The sequence below is a fragment of the Blastocatellia bacterium genome, from assembly GCA_025054955.1.
GTDB lineage: Bacteria > Acidobacteriota > Blastocatellia > HR10 > J050 > JANWZE01.
In genome coordinates this window covers 39,703-62,123 of record JANWZE010000030.1, presented here as the reverse complement: position 1 = coordinate 62,123, position 22,421 = coordinate 39,703, and the positions used below count along the sequence as shown (strand labels likewise).

At 56.2% G+C, this 22,421-nt stretch carries 13 protein-coding genes; 7 read left to right on the top strand and 6 right to left on the bottom strand.

Annotation, left to right across the window (positions count from 1 at the left end; all coding sequences use genetic code 11):
• Positions 1-5: 5 nt before the first annotated feature.
• Both NZ823_03415 and NZ823_03410 read right to left on the bottom strand, forming a co-directional pair.
• Positions 6-563, bottom strand: a complete 558-nt coding sequence (locus tag NZ823_03415) for a hypothetical protein (GenBank protein ID MCS6804177.1) — start codon at positions 561-563, stop codon at positions 6-8.
• 203 nt (positions 564-766) lie between these two features.
• Positions 767-1,126, bottom strand: a complete 360-nt coding sequence (locus NZ823_03410) for a nuclear transport factor 2 family protein (GenBank protein ID MCS6804176.1) — start codon at positions 1,124-1,126, stop codon at positions 767-769.
• Positions 1,127-2,119: 993 nt separating this feature from the next.
• Between NZ823_03410 and aroC the strand changes: the two genes are divergently transcribed.
• From aroC to NZ823_03375, 7 genes are all read left to right on the top strand, one after another.
• A complete protein-coding gene (aroC, locus tag NZ823_03405) occupies positions 2,120-3,298 on the top strand; it encodes a chorismate synthase (protein ID MCS6804175.1) in 1,179 nt (392 codons plus the stop codon).
• Positions 3,299-3,514: 216 nt separating this feature from the next.
• Positions 3,515-4,312 (top strand): phosphocholine cytidylyltransferase family protein, encoded by a 798-nt coding sequence (locus NZ823_03400; GenBank protein ID MCS6804174.1) that lies wholly within the window; start codon positions 3,515-3,517, stop codon positions 4,310-4,312.
• 6 nt (positions 4,313-4,318) lie between these two features.
• The gene (locus NZ823_03395; GenBank protein ID MCS6804173.1) at positions 4,319-5,362 is read left to right on the top strand and encodes a flippase-like domain-containing protein; all 1,044 of its coding nucleotides are present in this window, start codon (positions 4,319-4,321) and stop codon (positions 5,360-5,362) included.
• 7 nt (positions 5,363-5,369) lie between these two features.
• Positions 5,370-6,686 (top strand): CDP-alcohol phosphatidyltransferase family protein, encoded by a 1,317-nt coding sequence (locus NZ823_03390; protein MCS6804172.1) that lies wholly within the window; start codon positions 5,370-5,372, stop codon positions 6,684-6,686.
• Positions 6,687-6,939: 253 nt separating this feature from the next.
• The gene (locus tag NZ823_03385; GenBank protein ID MCS6804171.1) at positions 6,940-9,345 is read left to right on the top strand and encodes a hypothetical protein; all 2,406 of its coding nucleotides are present in this window, start codon (positions 6,940-6,942) and stop codon (positions 9,343-9,345) included.
• Positions 9,346-9,517: 172 nt separating this feature from the next.
• Positions 9,518-12,220, top strand: a complete 2,703-nt coding sequence (locus tag NZ823_03380; protein MCS6804170.1) for an alkaline phosphatase family protein — start codon at positions 9,518-9,520, stop codon at positions 12,218-12,220.
• A 52-nt stretch (positions 12,221-12,272) separates the two neighbouring features.
• Positions 12,273-13,136, top strand: a complete 864-nt coding sequence (locus NZ823_03375) for an endonuclease/exonuclease/phosphatase family protein (protein ID MCS6804169.1) — start codon at positions 12,273-12,275, stop codon at positions 13,134-13,136.
• Between the two features lie 60 nt (positions 13,137-13,196).
• On the opposite strand, the gene NZ823_03370 is transcribed toward NZ823_03375, so the two are convergent.
• The 4 genes from NZ823_03370 to NZ823_03355 all read right to left on the bottom strand — a co-directional run bounded on the left by NZ823_03370 (position 13,197) and on the right by NZ823_03355 (position 22,403).
• Positions 13,197-15,044, bottom strand: coding sequence for an SBBP repeat-containing protein (locus NZ823_03370; GenBank protein MCS6804168.1), 1,848 nt, complete (start codon positions 15,042-15,044; stop codon positions 13,197-13,199).
• 1,012 nt (positions 15,045-16,056) lie between these two features.
• Positions 16,057-16,329: a TMEM165/GDT1 family protein gene (locus tag NZ823_03365; protein MCS6804167.1), complete on the bottom strand. Its 273-nt coding sequence runs from the start codon at positions 16,327-16,329 to the stop codon at positions 16,057-16,059.
• Positions 16,330-16,360: 31 nt separating this feature from the next.
• Positions 16,361-18,058 (bottom strand): amidohydrolase, encoded by a 1,698-nt coding sequence (locus tag NZ823_03360; protein ID MCS6804166.1) that lies wholly within the window; start codon positions 18,056-18,058, stop codon positions 16,361-16,363.
• Between the two features lie 1,090 nt (positions 18,059-19,148).
• On the bottom strand, positions 19,149-22,403 hold the full coding sequence (locus NZ823_03355) for an amidohydrolase family protein (protein ID MCS6804165.1): 3,255 nt from the start codon (positions 22,401-22,403) through the stop codon (positions 19,149-19,151).
• Between the last annotated feature and the right edge of the window lie 18 nt (positions 22,404-22,421).

The window sequence follows — 22,421 nt, the reverse complement described above, 5'->3', positions numbered from 1 at the left end:
GGCTCCTATTGAACCGGCAGTGGCTCGGGCTGCCGCAATGCCAAAAACTTTTTCTCGGCCAATGCCAGACCGCCAAACAATGCCGCAACGTAGACGGCATCACCCATCAACGTATTGCCGAAAAATGGAATCGCCGCTACATAGCAGGCAACCAACCCTTGCCACGTTTTGGGATACATCGAGCCGAGCGCCCACACGCCAAAATTGGTCAGCAGGAAGAAGAGCGATGACGCAGCCAGCGTAGCCCCCATAATCGGCAGAAGGCGCCGGCGCGTGCGCAGCCAAAATCCTAGGAACACAATCGCCACGAAGCTACCGTAAACGACCGGCAGCGACCGATGCAATCCTACTGCCCAGTTGCCGCTGAGCAAACCAATTGCCACATCGCTGAGAAACATCGCTGCCAACGGCACCAGCAGCGCCAGCCGCCAGTTGGCCAAACACGCTCCACCAAACAGCGCCATCGCTCCAATGGGGGTGAAGTTGGGTGGATGCGGAATCAGTCGAGATGCGGCTGCCACGAGGATCATAGACGCGACAACCCAGAAACGAAGTTTGTACATAGCAACTCCTGATGATTCGTTATTAAAGTTCGACACAATTAAGGCTGTCCGGAGTCGAGTTGTCAAGCCCAGACCCATCCGGGCGATGCGTCTCATACCAATAATCCGGGGAGAGCCCACGTTTGTTAAAGCGAAATGAATAGCAGGTGCGGAACGTCCCACGCAGCACTCTACGATTTTCTGCGCGCATTAGGAATTAGGTTCTATTGAGTGGGAAGCGGAAGGCCATGCATGCGCAGGAAGGTTAGCTTGTCCCAGTAACCGCGTTGAAAGACGATCTTTCCGTTGACGACGTGAAAGAAGCCGCAGCCCCGCAGACCAAGAGGATCGCGCCACTCAAGGATAGCCCACTCACCGTCTTCAAAGATGTGCTCGACGATGCAAACCATCTTGGCCCGTGCGAACTCGGCCACAAACATTTCGCGGATGGCTTCGCGGCCAACCACCGGCTGCTCGGCGACCTGATGATTGACCGCGTCATCGCTATAGAAATTTGCTAGCGCGTCAGCATCAGCGCGATTGAACGCTTCTACCCAGGACTGAACCAATTCGCGTGGTGTCATGTTTATGCTTTCCAAGCTTACCCGATTGAAGCCGCGCCATCAAGGCATGACAGCACAGGTTCAACATCGTGAGGGGGCGGGCGCTTCGCGCTGCGCTGTCGGTCTGCGCTTTAGCAGCAAGCGAGCCGGACCGTTTACGCCGTCTGCTGTCTCCTCAGAAAAAGTGGCGCAGGCGTTCCCGCCTGTCGCGTTTTTCATCGTTTCTGGGCGTCGTCCCAGACGACATGAACAACTCCTCTAAAAAATAACATTTTCATCCTTCGTGGTGAACGCGGAGCTCATGGCCAAAGCAGCGTCGCGCCCTTGGGGCTTGCCGCCGCACTCCGAAGCGCATGCTCATGCGTTGCTGACTTTATCTTGGAGTGCGCCGGCAGAGCGAAGCGGCGACGGCGCTTTCTGTTCCGCCACTCCGCACCAGGCCAAAGCGGCGTCGCGCCCTTGGGGCTTGCCGCCGCACTCCAAAGCGCATGCTCATGCGTTGCTGACTTTATCTTGGAGTGCGCCGGCAGAGCGAAGCGGCGACGGCGCTTTATCCTCAGAAAAAGTGGCACAGGCATTCCTGCCTGTGGCCATTTTCGTTCTTCGTGGCGAGCGCGGAGCTCATGGACGATTCCTGTGAGCATGTGGCGCAGGCGTTCCGCCTGTGCTCCATTGCATGCTTCGTGAGGTGCTGTTGCACATGAGCGATTCTCTTTACAGCTTATGCCAATTGCGCAGCAAAAGCCCGTCATGGAGCCAAAAAGCATGGTGAGACATGAACTGACTGAGCGAGAATGTGCGATCTTTACTCGGCATCTGGTATGAGTCTGATCAATCCGCATTTCGCAATCGGCGTAATCCTTGCCTGGCCTGTCGGGGAAGTGACATACTTGCTTGCTGTTTTTCCGATCATCTCTTGAGAAGTGATGATATAGCTAATGAACAAGTCTATTGGGCCAGCGAGGTAGCTCATCAAATATGTGAGCGGGTGTCGGTCACTCGGAGGAGCATTGCATGTCCCTATTTCGGTTTTTCACTGCTGGTGAATCGCACGGTCGAGCGTTGGTGGCAATTGTTGAAGGCATCCCGGCAGGCCTGCCGATTGATTTTGATTTTATCAACCATCAACTGCGTCGCCGACAACACGGCTATGGGCGTGGCGGACGGCAGAAGATTGAATCGGATGAGGTTCAGATTCTTTCAGGGGTGCGTCATGGCCAGACGCTTGGCTCGCCCATCGCGCTGATGATTGAGAATAAGGATTTTGCCAATTGGGAAGATGTGATGGCCACTGTGCCGCGCCAGTTAGATGAATCCAAAGCGCGACGTCTGATTCGTCCGCGTCCGGGCCATGCTGACTTGGCCGGCGGATTGAAATATGATCGGCGTGATCTACGCGACATTTTGGAGCGAGCCAGCGCTCGCGAAACAGCGGCGCGAGTCGCCGTTGGCGCGCTGGCGCAACTGTTACTCAGGCAATTCGGCATCGCGGTGGCCAGTCATACGCTTCAGCTCGGCGGTATCCCCCAGGCAGCGCCGCAAGAAGTCCCTTGGGATGTCATTGTTGCCATCCCGGAAGACTCTCCGTTGCGCTGCGCTGACCGAGAGGCCGAGCAGCGAATGATCGCTAAGATTGATGAAGCGTGGAAGGCGGGCGACACGCTCGGCGGTGTCTTTGAGGTCGTGGCCCGGAACGTGCCGGTCGGCTTGGGCAGCCACACGCAATGGGATGTGAAACTGGATGGACGCCTCGCGCAAGCGGTCATGTCCATTCAAGCGGTCAAAGCGGTCGAAATCGGGCTTGGCGCGACCATCAGCGGCTGGCCTGGCTCGCAGGCGCAGGACGAAATTTTCTATGATTCAAGTGAGCGGAAATTCTATCGCACAACCAACCGTTCGGGTGGCATAGAAGGCGGCATCAGCACCGGCTCAGAGGTTCGCGTGCGCGGTCACTTGAAGCCCCTTTCCACGCTGCGGCAGCCGCTCATGAGCGTCAATATCACGACCAAAGAACCGGAGCGAGGCCACTTCGAGCGATCGGATGTCACCTCTGTGCCGGCAGCCGGCGTGGTCGGCGAAGCGATGGTGGCGATTGTGCTGGCGCAGGCGATGTTGGAAAAGTTTGGCGGCGATTCGCTCGGCGAGATGATGCGCAATTATCAAGGTTACATCGAGCAGGTGCGCCTCTACTAGTAGTTCTGCGAACGCGTCGCTGACTCACAGCCGCACCGCTCATCAGATGGCTCGCTCGGAGCGTTCACTTGACGTAACAGGGAGGGATTTGATACGCTCAGGCTCCCTGTGGGAGCAGAACAAGGAGCAACGATTCGTTTGTTCTCAAAGATCGCATGGCAGTTATGGCCGAAGCAGTAGGCAGAGCCTGCGCACAAGTCGAGGCAAAGAATTCAAATGAACATAACCAAAGCGTTGATATTGGCAGCCGGCAATGGAACCCGTCTGCAACGCGAGTCATCACACCTGCCTAAGCCGTTGGTCTCAGTCGGTGGGATGCCGTTGCTGCGGCGCGTGGTGCTCAATGCTCATCAGGCTGGGATCACTCATTTTGTCGTGGTCGTCGGGCACTTGGGGCAGATGGTGCAGGACCATTTCGCTCAGCACGCGATTGCTGGGGTCACCTTTGAATGGGTCGTCAATGATGAGTACGAAAAGGCCAATGGCGTCTCAGCGCTCAAGGCCCGCCACACATTGAGCGAGCCGTTTTTGCTGACAATGGCCGATCACATTTTTGACGCACAGACAGCGTATCAGTTATTGCAGTACCCCGTCGGCGCCGGCGACGTTGTGCTAGGCGTTGATAGGAAATTGCATTGCATTTTTGACATAGATGATGCGACCAAGGTTCGCTTGTCCGGCGAGTGGATTGTTGACATTGGCAAATCGCTGACCGAGTATGATGCGATTGACACAGGCTTGTTTCTTTGTCATCCGGCGCTGTTTGAGGCGCTACAGGCCAGTTTGAGGGATGGCGATTGCTCGTTGTCCGACGGGATTCGCTACCTCGCGGCGCAACGTCGCGCTCGTGCATTCGACATTCAGGACGCTCAGTGGTTTGACATTGATACGCCAGAGGCGATTCAACATGCCGAAGCTCATCTGAATGGCTTGGCTGTTCGCCCGATTCAATCGCGCCATTCGGCGGATAGCGCCTGTGGCGCGCCCTCGGCAGCAACCCGTGCCGCTCAATAACACACCATGGCGATGCATCGTATTCTCAGAGTTTTGATGGCGGCGCTGGGCATTGGATTATTCGTGCTTTTAGTGCGCAGCGTTGGCCTGACGCAAGTGGTGAGCAACATTGCGCGGATTGGTTGGGGATTCGTGGCGATTGTTGCTGTCGGCGGCATGTCGCATACGGTGAAGACATGGGCATGGCGGTTCACATTGCCGCCGGAGCATCGCCGGGTCTCGTTTCTCTGGACGCTGCGCGTCCGGCTGGCCGGTGAGGCCGTGAGTCAACTTTCGTTCGCCGGTCAGGTCTTTGGTGAGACGACGCGCGCGCTCATGTTACGGTCACAGATGCCGATGGTCAGCGGGATTTCGTCGGTCGTGCTCGATCGTGGCATGTATATCTTCACCGGTGTGCTGCTGATTATCGTTGGAGCACTGGTCTCGTTAATGGCGCTGCCGTTGTCCGAAACGGTGCAGCGCGTGGACACCATCGCGGCGCTTGCGCTACTGAGTCTGATTGTCGCCATGAATCGGGCTATTCATCATCGTTGGCCGGCGCTCTCGGCAATAGTAGGAGTAGTCGGGCGAATTCCCCATCTGAAATCCTGGGCAGAGCGTCGGAAAGCCGGCGTACAGGCAGTCGAAGCTCATATCTATTCGTTTTATCATCAACGGCGGCGCGATTTTTGGTGCAGTCTGCTGCTGAACCTTGTCGGTCATGCGCATAGCATTTTGGAAGTTTATTTGATTTTGTGGTTGCTGGGCGCTCAACCGACATGGCTTGCTGCGTTTTTCATCGAAGTGCTGACCAAGTTGGTGAATGCTGCGGGCGCTCTCATTCCGGGTAACTATGGCGCTTACGAAGGCGGCAATATGCTGATCCTGAGTGCGCTTGGTTTGGGCGCTGAGACCGGTTTGACGCTGGGCTTGACGCGCCGTTTGCGCGGCTTGTGCTGGGCTGCTGTTGGACTGACGGTCTTGTTTTTTCACGGGTTGGGACGACGCTCCGTGGCTGCGACGTCGGACGTCAGCCTGAATCCACCTGGCCCACATCTGGTCATGGAGTGACAGCTCGATGTCTCATCAGAAGCGACCACCGGCGATGATTGAGCAAGCGGTCATTCTGACGGAGAGTTTTCGTGGCCCAAGCGCCGCCGAGGCGCCGTTGCTGCGGGTCGCCACGATGCCCATCCTATTGCGTTCGATACTGACGGCTCAGAAGATCGGCGCAAGCAAATTCTTAGTGGTAGCCGACCAGCACCGCGTCGCCCAGTTTCGTCACGTGGTGGAGCAACATCGCCGATGGCCACAGGGCGTGCAATGGCTGACGCTCGCCGAGGATGACCGTTCACTGAACGCCATTTTGCAGAAGATTGTCGGGTTGGTGGATAATCAATTTCTGTTGCTGCCGGGCACAGCCACATTTGACGCGCGCTTGCTGGATGTCATCAAGTCGCCCGACGGGGATAGCGCGCTGGCGTTGCGTGTGGCCGATCAGCCGACCGGCATTTACCGGTTTTCTCGTCGCGCTGCGATGGTCGTTGCCCAACAGGCGCCGCCACTCTACTCGTTGAATGATTTGGAGTCCTGGCTCGAGCAGCGGCGCTTACTGAAGCGCACCGACGCTGACGCTACATTCTGGCAGCCGATCAACAGTCCATCCGACGTGCCGCAAGCTGAGGCGAAGCTCGATCGGTGGTTGTTCAAAGAGACGGACGGGATTTATGCGCGACTCAATCGAAAAGTCTCGATACCGATCAGTCGGCTCTTGATCCGCACACGCATCACGCCCAACATGGTTTCTGTGTTTGCGCTGCTGGTCAGCATGGCTTCAGGGTTGTTTTTCGCCATGGGCGGCTACGTCAATAATCTGATTGGCGCGGCGCTCTCACACCTGACGTGCATTCTGGATGGAACGGATGGCGAAGTCGCGCGATTGACATTTCAGGAATCTGAGTTTGGCTGCTGGCTGGAGACAGTCTGTGATTACCTCTACTACGTGTTTCTGTTCAGCGGTATGGTCATCGGCATGATGCGACATTCTGAGAGTTTGTTCTACCCAATCACGGGTGGATTCTTGTTGTTTGGCGTTGTGCTCAGTAGTCTGACCATTGGCTATCAACGGCGTCGCGTGGCCAAAGATCGGCCGGAGAAGTTCGGCAAGCAATGGGAAGAGAAGATGGAAGCGCACCAAGCGACGAATCCGATCTTGCGAATGGCGCGACATCTCTATTTCCTGTTGCGTCGCGCCTTCGTGCCGTATGCTGTAATGGCATTTGCGTTGATCAATTTCTTGGAATTCATTTTGGTGACCAGCGCCATTGCCGCCAACATTGCCTGGATGGTTTCGCTCTACTCAAATCATTTCTTCCAGCGCGAGCGCGCCGCCTAATTTCACCTGAAGACGCCTCTCTTGTGATGACGGGAGATCGCCGGCGAACCGCTAGAGCGATTTTCAATCACCTTTAGCCTGGGGCTCCGCATCTAGTGGGCTGATGCGCGCCGGCGGCGTGCGCTCCCAAGGCAGACTCATTCGCAAGCCGCTCTAAATCTCCGGACGCCAGGACACGCCGGCGGCGTGCGCACCGAGGGGTTTTTCTGGGAGTTGACAAAATGGCCGCGTAACCGCAATATCAAACAACGTTATGCGTCACACTGTGTGCACGAGGGCCATCGTTCTTATCACCATCATCACGCTCGTTTCGGTGACAACGGGCTGGGCGCGAGGCGAACCGGAGAGTGAGTTAACAAAACCACGAGCCAGGAGCCATCCGCTGGGTCGCCTGTTGCCCGACACGCCACAGCCGCCCCGAATCGTGATCAAAGACGATGAGTGTTTGATTGATGATCCGGTTGTTGCCGGCGAGCGGATTGTGCTGACCACTGTTGGCATCGAGCGGACGGAAGACCAGGAGAATGTTTTCCAGCCGTTCGTCAGCATCGCTATTGATCAAACGTTCACGGATGCCGGCCAAGGGCAATGGTTAGCCGTGTGGAACTTGGGGAGAAAACCGCCCGGCTGGTTGAGTCGTTTGCGTGCCACGATTCCAGGATTCCGCGCCAGCAAGCGCGTTCAGGAAAAAGAGCTGGAGCGCATCGAAGAACAGGTTGAGGACTTCACGTCCGCGTGGGCGCAGGGGCGCGTGAAAGTCCCGTCGCCGTATCTTGATGCGACTCATCTGTATCGGCGTTCGACCATAAACCTGGTCTTAGGAGGCATTGCGCGCGCGCTGGATATGGTCAACGTGCTTTATCCGGCTCAGCTCATGTTTCGCAATTTTTTGATCCACCGGCACGACTATCATGAGCGTGCGTTTCAGCAAACCTATGTCGGGTTGAGCTGGTATAACGACCTGAGTCAAACGACGCCAGAAACCGAACAACTGTCAGCCGATGCTATTCAAGAGATCAAATTCCGCCTGTTGGCCAATCGCAAGGCACTCGGTCGGTGGGTAGATGAGCAGATGCGTGATGAATTGGTTTTCGCGTTTGAGAATCAGATGCGCGATCATCTCTGGGGCACGTCGTGTTTTTTAGCCGGCGCGGCTAATGAGTATCATCTGGGGTACGAGGAAATCCAACGGATCACCACAAGCGGCGTCCCGCTAGCCCTAGGTGGCATTCTCTACTACGATGCCAAGCTCGCCCCTGCTCCGGAGCAGGTGAAATGGTCACGATCGAATCCGTTTGATTTGACCTATAATCCGTTCACTGATCCTGAGGTGCAGCGCGCAGCTCAGCAGCAGCCCGACGGTCGCGTGCCGCTGGCTTTGTATGTTTATCAAAGCAATCATGCGTTGAAGCCGATTATTGTTGTGGATTTCTTCAGGCCTGATAATCCGCGCGCGCGCGAGTCAGGTCGCTACTGGCGCCGGTTGACCAACGAAGCGATCGCCGCCAGTGACATAGGATTTTTCTACACGACGGCCAATCGCGTAGCCAATTTTGCCGCGAATCGCAAAACGTCCTCCCGGTATAGCGAGAAAGGTCCGGCCTTAGGGATCGAAGAATTGCGATTATCGCTGCAAGGGTATCTCTACTTTGAACCGGACATGGCCGATTCATTATTGGATCAGATTGATCGGCGCGTGGTGAATCCATTGGTGCAGCCGGCTCGAGTGCAACGCGCCCGCGCTGAATTGCACTATCAAGCGTTGCTCGCCGATGGTGGCCGGGCGGTTGTCCAGACGGCGCGCCGTGTTCGGGAAGAGTTGATTCGCGCCCTCGTCAACAAGCGGCAAGGCGCGCTGACAGCTTCAGATTATGATGCATACAGGCGGTGGCTGCGCAAGCGGCCATATCTACGTCGGCTGCAAACTTACTTGAACGATACCCATGCTGCCGGCGTGTTGACTGAACATCTGCGCGAGGCGCTCAGTGTGCTTGCTCACGAAGCTGATAGATATGATCAACCGGTGATGACAGTGCTGTGGCAGTTTCGCCAGCACCTGGAGAAGCAGTTCCGCGAGCGAGAGCAGGCGGGCCGCCCGATTGATTGGGATTTGAATGGCTTGATCGCGCAAACAGACGCTACACTGACACGGCTCTATCAGGCTGCTGGAAAAACGGACGCTGATGCTCGCTACGAGATCGCTCGGATGACCCAGCAATGGCGAAAAGAAGACGCGGCGGCCTTCGCCCGGCAGCAGAAAAAGCAGGCGGAGAAGTTTGCCCGTGAGCTGAAACAGAACATGGATTTTCTGCAACGTTTTGCTCAGAGCGGAGCAAACCTAACAAAGTTCTCCCCCTGGTACGTGATGCGCGCGCTCAATTTTCTGCGCGATGTGCCGCAAATGTCGGACAGCAATCCGGCTATCGCAAAAGCGTATCGGCAGTGGGAAGGCAGCATTCAGCAGTTATTAAATCAGGTGGCGCAACGGTTGGAAGCTTATCAACCGCCGGCAGAACCGGCGTGGCTCCAGGAACACAAGTTGACCTGTCAGGAGTCACTCCGGCAGGTACAGGCGCTGCTGCTGGCGACGAGCGAGCAGCGCGCCTCCACGTTGGACGAGCAACCGAGGGCGCACGCCAGTACGGCTGGCCAGCCGTGAGGAATCGTCCATGCGCTATTGCACGCTCCGAAGACGGAAAATGGCGCAGCGTGAGTTGGCAACTTGCGCTACACCTATTGTCAGCGGCATCGCCCATGTGCAACAGCACGTCACGAAGAAAATGGAGTACAGGCAGGAATGCCTGTGCCACATTCTCAAAGGAGTGACGCCGATGAGATCACGAGCCATCAACCGCTGTGTGCGATTGCACGCCTTTGCAGGTGTTTGGGTCGTTGCGCTTCTGCTGCTGGTGGCCCTCTGGCCGGCGACCGGCGCATCTGCTTCCAGACAACGGCCCAACCGTCTGATCGTGATCAAAGTGGATGGACTGCCGCCTGATTTGTTGGCGGCAGCCGCGTTTCCTGAACGCGACGACCTGCTCAAGCGGTTGCCCTATGCTGAGGAATTTCGTCGCGCCGTTCACCTCTTTTATCAACAAACTGGGCGTGAGAGCATCATGCCCAATGCACGGCGCTACTTCTTCGAGCAAGGCGTTGTCTGTGAAAACATGTTTGCTTCAACGCTGACCTTGTCAGCAGCTTCTTGGTCAGTGATTGATACGGGGCAACCAAGCGTCATCAAAAAGCACGGCACATTTAGCCGGGACACCGGTTACCTGCGCTCGCACCTGGATGGATTTCGTGACACCTGGGACGCATTGCGCTATCGCGGCGAAAAGACATCCGCCGTCTGGATGTTAGACCAAATCGGTGTGAGCCTGATGTTGGATGCCTTCGATTTTCAACGGACGTGGACAAGTCCGCAAATCTACCAACGCTTGGGTAACAGCGAGCAGCTTTTTCTCATGGGAAAGAAGTGGCTGACGAATGATCAGCGCGGCGTGAAAGACATCGTTCGCTCGCACTTGTCGCGTTTGGCCACCGGCATAGACTACACCGAGTTCAATCAAGAAGTGGCCGCCGAGATGACGGCCATCAAAGTGTTAGAACGAGACCTGACGGGTCAGGAGCGGTATGATTACCTGAGCCCTTACTTCACATTGATGGATCATCAGCAGCACGTGGACCCACACCCGGACAACCTGATCCACTGGTTGGTCAAGCTGGATGGACTCATCGGGCGGATTTTTGAAGCGGTCGAACGCAGTCAACGACGCGATGAGACCGTCGTGGCTATGATCTCCGATCATGGCTCTGACATCAAGCCGGGGCAGGTCGCCTTCTCGTTGCCGATCACGCGGCTGTTTCGCACGCCGCTATTTGGCAGTCATACGGTCACCACGTTGCTCGTCGAAGATGCCTACCGCGCGCTCACGACGCCGGTGCCGGGTGTTGATTTTCCGCGCGTCTATGAAAGCGACACCTCACCCTATGGTCGAAAACGAAATGCGCGTGGCGGCGAAGACGGGTATGTCACGGCGTTCATTGACAACTTCGGCAACGGGCGCGCCGATGTCAATTTGCGCAATAACGATCTGAACCGATTGCACCTGATCTTGCTGGAGCTACAAAAGCAGCCGGTGCCGCCGCAGCGTTTCGCTGCGTTGCGTCGCCTGTTTCAACAGACGTTGGAAGAAACGCGCCGGTGGTTAGAGCCGGACCTGGCGTTGTTTGAAGATTACCACGCGGGCGCCAAGGATTTCGCTCGACAGCTCGGCGGCAAGGCCGACAACTATTCCAAGGATATTGCCTGGCGGTTAACGACCGAAGCTGAACGTGACGCTGGCCAGATTCAAACACTGCGCCGGTTGTTGAGCATCCGATTCGAGCCAGGCCAGCCCGGCCTGTTGTTTGACGAAGTGTTTTCTAAGCCATTCCGCATTTCGGACTTCATTCCCAAGAAATACTTTGGCGTTCGCAACACCATCTATCAACTGTCGCATTACACTATCGGCTTGGATGAGAACCTACAGTGGATCGAAACAACGGTGGACCCGCAAGGCCGACCCGTGCCGATGAACTATTTTCAAATCCTGAGCGATTACAAAGCGGCCAATGCGCCTGCTGCCGGATTGTATAATCCGTTCGATCTAATCGCCGTCAAAGCGCCCGTGCCTGAGATCGAATCGGCGCTGCGCGCGCATGGCCTGCTTGATGCCGAGCGGGCCTTGCGGGAAGTTGTCTGGCTCAAATCAACGGCGCGACGCCACCCTCATAAGGGCGGCGAGGCGTTAATCCTGCAAGCGCAGGATGGGACGATTGCCTATGTTCCTATCAATCACCTGCAACAGCAGGCTGACGGCCGCATCACGTTTTCGTTAGCCGATGACGTTGATCCGCTCGGTTTCTTAAAAGGGGCTGGGTTTGCGCCGGGCGCGGCAGCATCACCGCTCGCGTGGATGCGCCAGTTTCATCCGTTGGAGCCGTGGTTGAACGCCACGTATCGCACGGAATATGGCATCGCGATCTATTCGCTGCTGGACATCCTTAATGATCCGGCGCCGACGTTCATTGACTCGCCAGAGTTTCAACAATACCTGATTTATTTCAGCTCCGATCAACTCAAGCAACGTTACCTGCGCGGCCTGAAGCGCAAATATGCCAATCATCTTGCTGACTTCATTGTCTGGTCGAATGACCTGTGGAACTTCAATTCCAAGGCGCGCACGTCAGGAGGCAGTCACGCTGGGCTCAAGCCAATCGTCACGCGAGTGACGTTCGTCGCCTGGGGCGGAGAGCGCACCGCCATCGCGCGAGGTCGCACCAATCGGGATGTGCTGACAACGCTCGATGTCGCGCCGACACTGTTTCGCGCCATCGGGATGCTGGACGACAAGAATCGCGTGATTCGCGATCCGGCTTCCATCCCTGAGCGGACGTTCCATCCGTTTCCTGGACGCACGATTGATCTATGGCGGACTGACACAGCAGACCAACAAGTGACGCGCGCCTTGCAGAAGGCCGATGGACGATGATCAGCCCACAGGGTGAATTGTCGTTCGTCCGGTTGTTCATGGTGGTTGACGTATGAAGGTCATACTCGCTTTGGTGATCGGCTTTGGTTGGATTATGGCGCCGACCGATCCGCTGGTAGAGGTCGGGACGTTTGCCACCGGTTCACCGCCGCCGCTCAGTGAGCAAATTCGTATCGTGAGCTACAATCTTCACGGCCCATTTGCCAAACGTATTGACGACATCAAGCAAGTCTTGACCACCCATCCTGCGCTCACACATGCGGCTGTCTTTGCTTTGCAGGAGGTGAATCGTCAGCGTAAAGAGACAGCCTACCGCGACATGGCGCGTGAGCTGGCCGAGATGCTAGACGTTCATTATGCGTTTGCTGTAGAAAACTCCTATCCAGACAAGGACGGCGGCGGCGTGCGCGGCCTGGCCTTGTTGAGCCGTTACCCGATGAGCGATGTAGAGCGCACACTGCTGCCGGTTCCAGGCCCAGGCGGGCGGCGGCGCATTCTGCTGGGCGCGACGGTGCATCTGGGAACAGAGCGACTGCGGGTCTATACGACCCATCTGGAGACGCGCATTTCTGTCGAGCAGCGCGCCCAACAAATCAAAGCGATCATTGACCAACTTGAACGGTATCGTGGCATGCCGACCCTCGTGCTCGGCGATTTCAACACGATTACAGAAGGGGCGCGAAAAAAGATGTTCGAGCTGATGCAGGCTGCCGGATTCTCTTGCCCGATGCCTGGCAATAAGGCGACGTTTCAACGATTGCAGATATTACGCCTCAAACTTGATTGGATCTGGGTCCGCCACGTGAATGCCACCAAAGCCGCTGTCGAAACAGAAGTGACTGCATCTGATCATCGCCCCATCTGGGTGGATGTCAAACTCACTGATAAGCCAACAGCCGATACGGCGACGCGATGAAGAAGCGATCACAGGGTAGCCGAGGCTGACCCCGGCCCCTGTGAGCTGTCTGATTCAGCGTTACGGATCAGAGACTTTGGCAATGAATGCGTCGCTTGTGCCGCCGCCGAAATTGTTTTGCACAGGGTTGGTTTGGGGAAACGTGAGCGAGTTGGTCACGCCTGTGATGTACACGCTACCCGCTCTGTCTACGGCGATGGCGAATCCTTGATCAAAGCCGCCGCCACCGAAATAGGTTGAATAGAGCAGCTCGCGTCCATCTTCAGCCAATTTGCTGATGAACGCATCACGGTCGCCTTCCAATGTTCGTTGCAAGTCGCGGGCGCGTGGAAAATCGTTGGAGATCGTGCTACCGGTGACATAGGCAAAACGGTTGCGATCAACCGCTATGCCCAGCGCTTGGTCGGATTGACTGCCGCCAAGGTAGGTGGAATAAAGTCGCGTTGTGCCGCTCGCATTCAACTTGACCACGTATGCGTCTTGAGGTCCACGCAGCGTCTCTTGGAATGGACGGGGTGTCGTGACCCAGTTCGGCGAATTGGTGAAACCAGCCACATAAGCGGACCCCTGATCATCTAAGGCTATAGCTAAGCCGCGATCAAATCGGTTACCGCCCAGATACGTTGAGAAAACAAACGCCGAACCGGCCGCCGTCAGTTTGGCGACAAAGGCGTCTTGTTCACCAGCGTTGCTAGCTTGCAGCGGATTTGCCGTCGGGAAATCGGATGAATAGGTATCACCTACGACATAGGCTTCTCCGGCTGCGTTGACGGCGATATCCAAACCAGTCTCCTCACTGCTGCCGCCAAGATAGGTGGAATAGACGAGGCTGGAGCCTGTCGCGCTGAGCTTGGTGACGAACGCGTCACCGCCAAAAGGCAACCGCTGGCCTCCTTGAAAGAGACGCTGAATCGGATTGACCGTTGGAAAATCCACCGAGAGCGTGTTGCCGGTCACGTAAACGTTTCGAGCCGAATCAATGGCGATGTTCAAGCCATTATCATCACGGCTGCCGCCGAGGTACGTCGAAAAGAGAAGGCGATTGCCATCAGGATTGAGCTTCAACACGAATGCGTCTATCCCGCCGTTCAGCGCCCGTTGCGCCGGGCCGACCACAGGGAAATCAGGCGAGGCCGTTGCGCCGGTCACATACACGTTGCCCTCAGCATCAACCGTCACGCCATTGCCATCATCGCCGGAGACGCCCCCGATGAACGTCGAATAGACCAAGCGATTGCCAGCCGGATTCAACTTGATGACGTACAGATCGGTCGAGCCGCCGCCATAGTTGGGTTGCAACGGATTAGCGCGAGGAAACGTTGCAGACGCCGTTGCGCCCACGATGTAAGCGTTGCCGTTACTATCAACCGCCACATCGTTCCCTTCGTCATATTCCGTGCTACCCAGGTAGCTGGCATAGACGAGCGTCGGGTCAATGACCAGCGGCTGGGTGGCATCATAGGAACCAAGCTCAAACCCGATGACTGGCTCACGGCAGCCAGCCGCTGTTGGCGCATTCAAGAGCTTGTAGCGCCCTTCGACCTCAATCCGAGTTCCAGCAACTTCCTGGTAGATCACGGGGCGCCGCTGTCGGACGAGTCCAACGGCGGTGTGCAGCAGCAGGTCGCCGCGCTCATCAATTTCGGCTTGATCACATCCTTCAAACGAGAGCGCAATCACACCGGGGTCAGCGCCTGGCTGGACGATGAAATCATATTCTAATTCTCGTTGGTTGCCGTAGTAGACTAGATCAATCCCTTGATAGACCTGCTTGTATTGGACGCGGCCGTAGTGAGGCACACCGGTAATCCAACGTGTTGGATCGTTGCCGATCAGATAATTGCTCGTCCCACCCAGCGCATCATGGCCGGTAATAGCCGGCGCTGGGTTGGCACCAACCAGTTTCATACGGAGAGGCTCCGACTTGATTTGTCGGCTTTGCAACTGCCGCGCGGAGCTATCAACAGATTGACCGGTGGAACGGTGAGTTTCAGCGATGGATGTAAGATGATGTCGCCTGCTGAGTTCAAACACTGCTTCCGTCGCCGTCAATAGCATCACGTAACCATTCGCCTGAGCAGAAAACTGAACATCTTCACCATACTGGCCGTGATTTGCCTCAAATCGTAACGGCAGTTTTCCGTATGCTTCAACAATTCGCGCCTGTGAGGCGCAAGCTGGCGATGAGAGGCTTGCATCACTGGTCTTTTGAGTAGATGGAGCAGGGGAGAACCGAGTGATTATTACTAGGCTGCCGACCGCACCAATGAGAGCGACGGCCACAAGGTCGAGAGCTTTTCGCCGCATCCGTGAAACAATGTGCTGGTGCCTGAAGCTGTTCATGTGAACTCCTCCGTTTGATCTAGTGGTTTCGGCTAGGGTCATTCATCTCCTTTGCGGACTCAGCCAAATGGCTGCTCATTCTAGCATTCTGACCCGTTATCTGCAATTTTGCTGGTCTGACTGGTTCAATGTTTCCCAGCATGATGAGCAACCTGATGAAAACATACCTGCCTCGTGTGACCGAGCGGAGGGCGCATTAGTCAATGTTCAGTAGTTTTCAATGGTGACCATAATACCGCATTCGATGTGGTGTATGATCTGCAGGTGCATCACTCAATGTTCAGTAATTTTCAATAGTGACCATTCTCTTTGGGGGCAGAGCACTTCACGGACGGCTACACATCTTGCTTGGCCCTGACGTGCCTGCCAACCATGTGCTGTTGACCGACGCAACTGGCCGCCACGCGAACATGATCTACCGGCTGCACCATTACCACAAACAGCGCTTCCACACAGGCCTCATTCGAGGGTACCCGCATCTCCTTCAAGGGAATCGTCCCTATGCGAGAGCACGCCACAAAACATGAAAATGACGCACAGGCGGGAACGCCTGTACCACATTCTCACACACCGCATGTCACAGCTTTCCCCATAGCATCAACAGGCCAATGGCAATGAACGCTAAGGCAGCAACTTTCTCTAGTTGCTCTTCCGGCACGTAACGAACAAGAATCGTCCCGGCAAAGACGCCGATCAATGAGACGAGGCATAACGCCAATGCTGCGCCGATAAACACCGCCCAAGGCGCGTTAGTTTTCGCGACCATCGTAATGGCCGCTAACTGTGTTTTGTCGCCCATCTCTGCAAGAAAAATCAGAGCAAATGTCGAGACCAATGTTTTCCAATCCATGAAATTCCTCCGTTACCGGTAAGCCCTTGGCTCATGGTCGTTGGTAGACGATCTTGCCTGCCACCATCGTCATCACGACAACCGTTTGCAGTATCTGGCGGGGCGCTACCGTCATGATGTCCTGAGAAAGAACCACGAGATCGGCCAGCTTGCCGACTTGCAATGAACCAGTGAACTCCTCGTCAAATGCAGCGTAGGCTGCGTCCAGCGTGAATGAGCGTAGTGCTTCTTCTCGTGTCATGCGTTGATCGGGCATCCAGCCGCCAGCGGGTTTGCCGTGATGATCCTGCCGCGTCACGGCGGCGTAGAATCCCCAGAGCGGATTCAAGGATTCGACCGGTGCGTCAGAGCCATTGGCAATACGGGCGCCTGATTTGAGTAGTTTTTGCCAGACGTAAGCGCCTTCCTGCGCGCGTCCGAGACCGATTCGATCCGGCACCCACGGCATATCCGAGGTGCAATGGATCGCTTGCATAGAGGCAATGACCCGTAATCGGGCAAACCGCGGAATGTCAGCCGCGTCCAGTATCTGCGCATGTTCGATACGAAATCGCGGGTCCTTGATGTCGGCATGAGCGTTGAACGCGCGTTCGTAGGCATTCAACACGACCCGATTGGCGCGGTCACCAATGGCATGTGTGCAGACTTGAAATCCATGAGACAACGCTTGCGTGGCCACCTCGAACACCTGATCTTCAGAGAGAATCAATAATCCTTGATTGCCCGGTTCATCCGCATAGTCTTCCAGCAAGGCGGCTCCACGCGAGCCAAGCGCGCCATCAGCGATGAGCTTGATCGCGCGGATCGTCAGCCGACGATCGCCCAGACCAATTTCCGGGCCGCGCTTGAAGTAATCGGCCAGTAATGACCGGTCGGCGCCGGCCAGCATGACGTAGACTCGAATAGCAAGCCGGTTTTCGCTCAGCAACTCTTTATAAAGATCAATCACCTCGCGGCTCGTGCCGGCATCATGAAAGCTGGTCAGCCCCGCCGCCACGCACTCCTGCATGGCGAGTAATAGCGCCTGTTTTTGTCGCTCGCGGCTCGGTGGTGGGATTTTGCTTGTGACCAGCCCTTGCGCGCGATCAATCAACACACCGGTGGGATTGCCTTGCTCATCACGGATGATACGTCCGCCGGGCGGATCAGGCGTATTGCGATTCAGTCCGGCCAACTGCATGGCGCGTTCATTAGCCCAGCCGGCGTGACCATCAATGCGGGTCAAATAGACCGGATGATCGGGAGCGGCACGGGAAAGGGAATGAAACGTAGGAAATTGCTTCTGCGGCCAATCATTCTGATCCCAGCCACGTCCCAGCACCCATTCACCCGGTGGTGTCTGCGCTGCTCGCGCGGCGACCATCTCTGCGATCTGCGCTTCGCTGGTTGTGCCGACCAAATCGAGTGCCAGCTTGGCTTGTCCGATGCCGAGCATGTGACCGTGCGACTCAATCAATCCAGGAATGACGAGCTTGCCTTGTACATCTATGATGCGAGTGGCCGGACCGATCCATCTTTTAATCTGCCGGTTACTGCCTATTGCGACGATTCGGTCGCCCACGATGGCAATGGCTTGCGCCTGCGGTTGTGCCCGATTCATGGTAATGATCTTCGCGTTGTGCAGGACCACATCTGCCGAGGGCCGTTGAGCGCTCGCACCAAACGCCGGCAGTATCAAACTCACCGTCATGAAACCAATGATCAATCGAATGCTGGCTCGTCTCTTCATGCCGTTAATCTCCTGAAGCGCGTCAATGAATCGTCGCGCAGTATAGCGTGAGTCGTACCAGAAGAAAACCACTCGGCGCGCGGTGATCACCGTTTCGACAAGAATGAGCAAACCTGATACCCATTGGGAAGAGAAAGACCGCATTCATGGGCCCCAAAAGTATAGCGGGACCTGAATGACCAAGCGGGAATCTGCGATCTTCAATCCGCAAATGGTATAAAGCTAAAACGGCTGGGGTTCTAAAATGGTATAAGGCGATTTTCAGTTGCGTTTAGCTGGGGCCCCACATCTTGCGGACTAATGCATGCTGGAACCGTGCGTTCCCAGGGTAAACTCATTCGCAAACCGCTCTAAGCTCGTGGAGTTTGGATAGAGCGCTGATGAGACGGATGCGGCGGATTTTCACGGATTGATCCGCGTTGATCAGCCGAATCCGTGTCATCCGTGTTCCATGAATGGCATTATTCGTGGAGTATTGGGTAGAACGCGGATGAGGCGGATGTGGCGGATTTTCGCCGATTGATCTGCGTTGATCAGCCCAATCCGTGTCATCCGTGTTCCATGAGCTTCTTATTAACTCATAGCGATTTTCCATTGTCTTTACCCGGGCAGCGCTCGCCTGCGGGCTCATGCACGCTGCAAGTGCGCGCCCCAGGGTAGCTTGATTCGCAAACCGCTCTAAAGCTAAAAACGGCTGGCTTTCTAAACGGACGCGCATCCGTCTCTAGAGCAATTTTCAATTGCCTTTGGCCTGGGGCCCCACATCTTACCGGCTCATACATGCTGGAGCGGGCGCTCCAGGATAAGCTCACTCGCAAACCACTTTAGGAATTCCTCTGAAAATCGCCCACGAAACACACGAACCTCACGAAAGAATTGTATTTTTATCGTTCGTGGCGTGCTGTTGCATAGGAGCGATTCCCTTGAAAATAGCCACAGATTTCACAGATTCACACCTATGGTTCTCTCGGTGACAATCGGTGCAATCTGTGCCGACTCCTCCTTCGAAAATAACCATTTTCATGCTTCATGGCGAGCGCGGAGCTCATGGACGATTCCTGCATCAAGTGTTCATCTTCATCAAGTCTGACTACAACCGCGCTTTCTCCCAATAGAAAGGTTTCCGCCGACGAGGATGATTGCCGATTTCGTCCATCGTGCGGGCATCGTAGAGTCGTCCGTTCACCATTGTGTAGCGAATCGCCTCCGAATCGCGGATGTTTTGCAACGGGTTCTTTTCTAGCACGAGTAAGTCGGCCAGTTTGCCTGGTTCGAGCGAACCGAGGTCTTTGTCCATACCGAGATAACGCGCGGCGTCGAGCGTGCCGGCCCGTAACGCCTGCATCGGCGTCATGCCGCCTTGCGCCAACATCCACAACTCCCAATGGGCAGCCAAACCTTCGCGCTGACCGTGCGCGCCCAGTTGAACGCGCACACCGGCATCCAATAGGTTTTTGCACGTCCGGGCAATGTTGATATGGTTGTACTCTTCCTCAGGGGCAATCACGCGCCGTCGCGCGCGCGGATCAATGAACTGTCGCGGCACGAATGTCAGCAGACGCGCATTCTCCCAGACCTTCGTATGGTGATACCAGTAGTTCTCACCCCAGATGCCGCCATAGCCAACGACAAGCGTCGGCGTGTAACCGACATCTGTTTTGCCCCACAGTTGAAGGACATCCTTGTAAGCAGCCTCGACAGGAAGCGCGTGCTCGATGCCCGTGTGGCCATCAACGACCATCGTCATGTTGTGTTGAAACAACGAGCCGCCTTCTGGCACGACCATCATGCCCAGCTCACGCGCTGCAGCTAATATCTGCTGGCGCTGATCGCGGCGCGGCTGGTTATAGCTCTTGACGCTGATAGCGCCTACGGCTTTCATGCGTCGCAGATGAGATCGCGCGTCGTCCAGGCTATCAATCTCTGCCTTGAACGACCCCGCTGCACCGTACAAGATCGTGCCGGTTGAGTATATGCGCGGCCCGACGACCAAGCCGGCGCGCGCCATCTCGCTGGCGGCAAAGACAGTCGCCGTGTCGTTGGACGGGTCATGAATCGTCGTCACACCGAACGCCAGCCCAGCATAATTCTTCCAGTTCTGCTGCGGCACGAAATCATGCGTAGTCGCTTGTGGTCCGTGCGCGTGCACATCAATCAGGCCGGGTATGACCGTCATCCCGCGCCCGTCAACGACATACGCGCCCGGCGGCACTCTGACGTCTTTTCGACGGCCAACAGCCGTGATGCGATTCTGGTGGACGACCACAGTGCCATCTTCGATCACCTCGTCCCCGCGCATGGTGATCAGGCGAGCTCCGACAATGGCCACACTGCCGGTTGGCACATCGCTCGGGGCTTGAAAGCTGATATTCAAGCCGGTCTCAGGAGGACTGGGTAACTCACTCGGCGCACCTTCAACAAACGAGAAGGCCTCTTTCACATCGCGGGTGAACAGCTCCGGTCCTAACGACCAGTATAACCTGGTGCTATCGCCTGACCAGCGCAGATACTCGCCAGCATCACGCGAGACCCGCTTGACTGGAATCGCTTTCGCCTTCGGCCCAATGTCATATTGCTTGCCGACGTGTGGAAACGGCATGATGTAGGCATTGAATCGCTCAGTGAAGGCCAGCCACCGCCCGTCCGGCGAAATCCTAAACTCAGTCGCTGCCTCACTCAGCAGATGTGAGCGTGGATCACTGCCATCCAGTTCGACGCTCCTGAGCGCGCGCTTATCTTCCGGCTCGAACGTCATGAAATAAACGCGGTCATTTTCAGCGCCGAATTGTGGCCTGATGCCCGTTTTGGTGATGAGCGTCGAATCGCCGCCGTTAACGGAAACCCAGTAGAGGCCACTGCCACGCGACCACGTCGGGCTTGTCAAGAATCCGCCAGCCATCTTGCGATATACGATTTTGCTTCCATCAGGCGTGAATGTCGGTTCAACGTAATAACCCGGCTCAGTGGTCAGGACGCGACTCTCGCCGCCATCAACAGCCATCACGCGCACACTGCCTAGCGTTTCATCGTTCCACGTTGTGTAGACGATCCACCGGCCGTCACGCGAGAATGAGGGATAGCCTTCGTAGTGTTCCGTCTGGGAGGTCAATCGTCTTGGTGTGCCCTCAGGCAAATCACGCACGTACAAGTAGCCCAATGCCTGGTAAACGACCTTGTCACCGTTAGGTGAGACCTCGACCCAACGTAGCATCTTCACATCAAACCGCTCAGGCGCGACCTGCACGGGAAAGCGAAGCGCTTTGATGATGCGTCGGGTGGCGCGGACGCGAAATGGAATGACGCTTGACTCTTTGGTCTTGAGATGGACGCGACGAATTTTGCCACGCGCCCAAAACACCACCGACTGACTATCAGGCGTCCAAGCCATAGCTGGATAGACACCATGAATCGCCCACGTTTCCTGCATGTCGCGTTCGAGGTCTTCGTAAAGAGGCCACTCCGCGCCCGATTGCAGGTCGTGAATGAACAATACACTCTTGAAACGCACACGGCGCACGAATGCGAGCCATTTACCATCGGGCGAGGGCGTTGGGCGGCATGCGCCACCAGCATCACTGATGAACCGTTCTATTTCGCCGGTTTGGCGATCAAGCCGATTGATAGCGTAGATCAGCCCGTTTGAGTCTTTGTTGTACTCGAAGACGTCGCCGGGCGTCACGTCCTGACTGAAGTAGAGGTAACGGCCGTCAGGCGAAAACGCCGGCTCGCCAACGTCTTTCTGATCATTCGGTCTCTTGGTCATTTGCAAACCGTCGCCGCCCGTGCGGTGATAGAGCCACATCTCGCCTGAGCCGAGCGAGCGTCGAGACGTGAAGTGCTTACGTGCGACCAAGTACTCGCTGTCCGGCGTCCAGGCTGGACTATTGAGCAGGCGAAAGTTTTCTTTGGTCACCTGCTTGGGGTCAGACCCGTCACGATTCATGATCCAGATATTGTCGCCGCCGGCGCGGTCGCTGGTGAACGCGATGTATTTTCCGTTCGGACTGTAACGCGGTTGCATGTCCCAGGCGATGCCGCTGGTCAAGGATTTCGCTTCGCCGCCCGTGATGGGAATCGTGTAGATGTCGCCGAGTAAATCAAAGACGATCTCGCGTCCGTCGGGGCTGACATCGAGGCTCATCCAAGTGCCTTCGTCTGTGTCAATTGTAATCTCCTCTTGTGGTCCCGGCGGAGCGCTGACATCCCATGGCTTGTCGTCTTTCTGGACATCTTTTCTGGCTGCTTCGTTGATTTGTTCAGCGCCAACGCTGAGGCTCATCGTTGCAATGAGCAACAAGCCGATCCATGCGCTGAGCTTCCGCGTGGTGTCGTACTGGCCAATCATGCTCTACCTCCTCGTTTG